We start from the raw sequence: 4026 nt of genomic DNA, 5'->3' as shown, positions 1-4026 counted from the left end.
CGAGATCTACACTCTTTCCCTACACGACGCTCTTCCGATCTGCCGACCGCACCGACCGCGCCGCAGGAAGCCGCCACGGCTGATCCCGGCGAACTCTCCGACACGGCGGCGACACCGATCCAGAAGCAAGCGTCCTCTCTGGATTCGGTGGAAGTGAGTGCCTATGAAAGCTCGCAGGCGCAGTCATTGGCTAACGCCGCTCAGTCCGGTGCCCCGTTTTGCGAAAAATGTGAGGAAGCAAGAAGAGCAGCGGGGCAATCATGATGATTCACGCAATCACACAGTTATTCAATGGGACGAATCGGAGTTTGCACCATGTCTGACCAGGTTCCGCTGAAGGTTTTGCGCGAGCAACTGTTCGCTATTCCAGGCGCGATGGTTTATGCCGTGCTGGATGGTGCCTCGGTTCCTGAATTGCCGCAAAGGCTGGCGCAGTGGCAAATCGAATCGGTATGCCTGTTGCGCGGGGAACTTCAACCCGATGTGGCGCAAACAGCGCCTTATCTGGCGGCATTTCAGCCCGATACTCCTTTCGCCGAGTGGGTGTTGTCGGAAGGCTGGGGCAAACACTGGGGCATTTTCGTGATCAGCAACGCCCATTTTCGCGCCTTACGGCAACATTTCCGCTCGTTCCTGATGGTGTACACCCCCGAAGGCAAGCCGGTTTATTTCCGCTATTACGATCCACGGGTGTTGCGAGTGTATCTGCCGACTTGCAACACACCAGAACTGCGGACGGTGTTCGGTCCAGTGCTTCGCTATATCGTTGAGGACGCTGATCCCACCGCGCTGTTGAAGTTCTGGCCGGATGGGGAGCCATGCGGGAGCGAATTGGTACGGCTGGCCTGATCGGTCAAAATGCCGCTTCGCGTGGGCTGGATAGATTTAATCAGTGATTAAAATATCGGCAGGGGACTGAACGATGCTAAGCATTCGCAAGGAACAAATGGAGGTATTGAGCGGCTATATGCGCGAGCAATTTGAGTGGCGTATGGTCAAGCATCTGCGGGAAAAATTTCCTGATCGCACCAAAGACTTGGCCGATGATAAAATTCGGGTTGTGGTACAGAGCAGCATGAAGAAGGCTGAGGGCTATGGTATTGAGTACGAGGACGATATTCGACGATTTCTCGAATATCTGGTGATCTACGGAACCCGGCTGGATGTTCGGGAAGAAACGCAATGGATTGGGGATATTCTGCGGCGCAACGATCTGACGGGTACCGCCAAGATGAACCTTATTGATAGTCGTGAGTTGGAAGCGCTGAGGGGGCCAAAATGGGTAGGCTAAGCAGACCTCTGAACAGCGATGCGGTCAAGGCAGCGGATGATGAGTTTTACGCCAAGCACCCGGAATTGGTAAAAGAGGGTAAGCGCATTCCTTTGTCAGCGACGGATCCCAGCCAAGCCGGTTTGCGCCAGGAATGGGTGGAATTGTATAAAAAGCATGGCGGAAAGGAAGAAGACGATACAAACAAGCCACCGGCTAAAAAACCTGCTGATCCAGTGCAGCCCTGTCCATTACAGAAATCGATTTCGGGACAATTCAAGGAAACCGAGGTCAAATGCGGCGATCCGGGTCACGTTGAAGCGGATGGAGTCCAGATTTCCGAAGGAGCTAATACCACCTTTAGCATTTATCGTGTCCGGGATAATAAAGCGCTGAAATCGGTATCCGCTCCTATGAATGGGCAAAAAGTCCGGGATTTGGCATGGCAACCGAAGCGGCCGAATGATCACCAGAAAAACGATAAATATCTGTTTGATGTCAGCGCTGATGGGCAGAAAGCCAAGAGTTCCAATCAGTTCGGCTTTTTCGAATATCCGGATTACGGTCCCGAAACCAAGACCATTGCCTGTAGCAGTGGCCGTTTTGGCTGGACCGGCAAATTCGATATCCAGTATTCAAATGATGAGGTCGTAGTCACTGTTAAGATCAAACTCATCAATCGCCAGGGTCAGAAACCCGCTTCGGCCACTGATCCAATGCCAGATGCAGGTGATCCAGTCAGTGACGAGGATAAGGCCAGCATGAAGGCGGATGTCGAAGGTAAACTATCCAAAAAGATGAAGCTTTATCGGGAGTCGTGCGCTTTCGCTGCCGCCTGTATCTGCCTCAAACCGATTAAAATCGTGGTCGATTTTGTGGAGAGCGGCCAGCATCATGACGTCAATCTGTTCCAGGGAGCCGGTCGAGCCAATGCCAGCAATTGGACCCGGGTGAAGACTCGTGATAATAGCTGGGCGCATGAAACCGGGCATTTATTGGCATGGTATGACGAATACACCGGGGGCGCGACCGGCACTACTCCTCGGTGGCAAGATCCTGCGCCTTCGCATGTCATGAGTAGCGGTTTGACCGTGCCGCCGGAATACGGTTGGGATTTCCGCGACTGGTTCGCCGGTAAAACCGGCGAGCAGTGGAAGATCAAATGACGAGCGTTTGGCGTTTTTCAATCGTCTGGTTAGTGGCGACCTTGCTTGGCGGGTTGAGTGTGATCGTTGCTATGCCAGCGCTGGCTCAGGAAAAGTCCATGTCGAATATCATTAGTTATACCTCGAACAAGGCGGATGATCGGTTCGAGACGGAATTAACCGTGAGACCGGATGGCGCTGCTGTTCTCAAAATCGGCAGCAATCGAGATCGTCGTTCGGGTCCAGCGGGATTGTTTCGTGCAGTTGTGCCCGCACATTTAATTGCACAGTTGTCGCGGGACACGACCAGCCCTGCATTTCTTGGGGCGCCCAGTCAGGTACAGTTGGTTCCTGACGAGACTTTTAGGGAAATTAAAGTGATCGGGCCGGAGAACAGCCCGTTGGTCAAACTGGTTGGGGAAGAATTGGCAACCCCGGCTCCATTTGCCCAAGCTGAAAGCACCATCGAATCGATCATTCTTTTCTTATTGAAGTCTCCTGTAGTTGCCATCGTCATGCAGGTCAGTATGTTCCCGGAACAGGTGATCGCTGGACAGCGGACACCCTTTGACCTTGTACTCGGCAATGTAGGGCAAAAGCCTTTCTTTTTGGATGCACCCACTCAATGGGGCGAGAAGGCGAGTCAGGGTGATCTTGTAGCAGTACGAACCGATATTCCTTTGGCTGAACTGAGCAGCGCTCATCAACAATTCCTGCCGCTTGGCCGTAGTAATTTCGAGGTAGCCAATCCTTCGATCATTGGTCCACGGGTACGACTTGGATCGGGCGAGGGGATTGCCTTACGCTTCCAGTCTGATTTTAGCTGGGAGCCAGGACGTTATAAGGTGGATATCGATTTGGTACTTCCACTGTTGGGCGACGATGATAAGCCGTTAATGCTGGTCGGGTTGGTCAGCGAATCCAAGCCGGTATCCGTCTCCGCGAAGTAGAAATAGAGGTAGGGGATGCTCTGGCGCGGTGGACCCCATATCCAACAGACCTGCATCTATTTACGCCAGCACTTCCACGCAAGGCGGATGACTCAAAAACGCCGCCGGGCTGGCGGTTAATCCATAGGCCCCGGATTGAAACACCACGATCAGGCGGTATTCCATCCAAGTCATTCGCCTGCCGCCGCGATTACTCGTTGATATAGTGCGTCGGTCATCCAGAAACCGGCTTTCTGGCGCAAGCTATCCAACACCGGACGAACGCGGGGTAGTCGGCGCTGGCGCTGAGCTTCGATCAGGACACCGAGCAACCCGATGAACCGCAGTCCCAGGCGTTGCGCGATTTCGCGCGCCCGCCGCTCGTCCAGCAAGACGAGATCGGCATTGAGTTCGAGTGCGCAGGCGAGCGCTTCTGCTTCGCCAGCATCTAGTTCAAGCCGCAGCACGGTTACTACCGGTCGCTGGGCCACTCGGCGTCGTATGATCCAAGAAGTGAGTCATGGATGACGAACGACCCCCGCCTGCTTGAGCGGATGCGTAGAGACTCGATTCGCCAGCCAGAAGGCGATGCGAATCGGCACGGAGCAGAGCGCCAGGCGGGAATGAACCGCCGTCGCCGCCGTCTTTTTCGTTAAGCGGTCGCATAATCAAACCCGTCGTT

Annotated in this window: 7 protein-coding genes; 5 read left to right on the top strand and 2 right to left on the bottom strand. The window is 54.1% G+C overall.

Features of this window, described 5'->3' with window-relative positions; all coding sequences use genetic code 11:
• The 5 genes from BN874_RS25055 to BN874_RS08345 all read left to right on the top strand — a co-directional run.
• Positions 1-264, top strand: a 264-nt coding sequence (locus tag BN874_RS25055) for a hypothetical protein (RefSeq protein WP_195912142.1), incomplete at its 5' end; no start/stop codon positions are given.
• A 51-nt stretch (positions 265-315) separates the two neighbouring features.
• Positions 316-849: a DUF4123 domain-containing protein gene (locus BN874_RS08360; RefSeq protein WP_051497593.1), complete on the top strand. Its 534-nt coding sequence runs from the start codon at positions 316-318 to the stop codon at positions 847-849.
• 73 nt (positions 850-922) lie between these two features.
• Positions 923-1291: a hypothetical protein gene (locus BN874_RS22400; protein ID WP_051497592.1), complete on the top strand. Its 369-nt coding sequence runs from the start codon at positions 923-925 to the stop codon at positions 1289-1291.
• Positions 1279-2436, top strand: a complete 1158-nt coding sequence (locus BN874_RS08350; RefSeq protein WP_034432033.1) for a hypothetical protein — start codon at positions 1279-1281, stop codon at positions 2434-2436. The genes BN874_RS22400 and BN874_RS08350 overlap by 13 nt, the downstream gene beginning before the upstream one ends.
• Positions 2433-3365, top strand: coding sequence for a hypothetical protein (locus BN874_RS08345; RefSeq protein ID WP_034432031.1), 933 nt, complete (start codon positions 2433-2435; stop codon positions 3363-3365). Before BN874_RS08350 ends, BN874_RS08345 begins: the two co-directional genes overlap by 4 nt.
• Positions 3366-3535: 170 nt before the next feature.
• Here the strand turns inward: BN874_RS08345 and BN874_RS08340 are convergent, their stop codons facing one another.
• Complete coding sequence (locus tag BN874_RS08340) at positions 3536-3811, bottom strand: PIN domain-containing protein (RefSeq protein ID WP_230314370.1); 276 nt, start codon at positions 3809-3811, stop codon at positions 3536-3538.
• Positions 3798-4026: hypothetical protein (locus tag BN874_RS25515; protein ID WP_230314369.1), on the bottom strand; the 229-nt coding region annotated here is incomplete at its 5' end. The genes BN874_RS08340 and BN874_RS25515, both read right to left, overlap by 14 nt.

The sequence above is a fragment of the Candidatus Contendobacter odensis Run_B_J11 genome, from assembly GCF_000531125.1.
Taxonomy (GTDB): Bacteria; Pseudomonadota; Gammaproteobacteria; order Competibacterales; family Competibacteraceae; genus Contendibacter; species Contendibacter odensensis.
Note: the sequence above shows the minus strand (reverse complement) of the source record. Positions and strands in the feature narration are given on the sequence as shown.

Bases quoted from the DNA above. Each gene is read 5' to 3' on its own strand.
- BN874_RS08360 (WP_051497593.1), top strand. From the start codon at position 316: ATGTCTGACCAGGTTCCGCTGAAGGTTTTGCGCGAGCAACTGTTCGCT.
- BN874_RS22400 (WP_051497592.1), top strand. From the start codon at position 923: ATGCTAAGCATTCGCAAGGAACAAATGGAGGTATTGAGCGGCTATATG.
- BN874_RS08350 (WP_034432033.1), top strand. From the start codon at position 1,279: ATGGGTAGGCTAAGCAGACCTCTGAACAGCGATGCGGTCAAGGCAGCG.
- BN874_RS08345 (WP_034432031.1), top strand. From the start codon at position 2,433: ATGACGAGCGTTTGGCGTTTTTCAATCGTCTGGTTAGTGGCGACCTTG.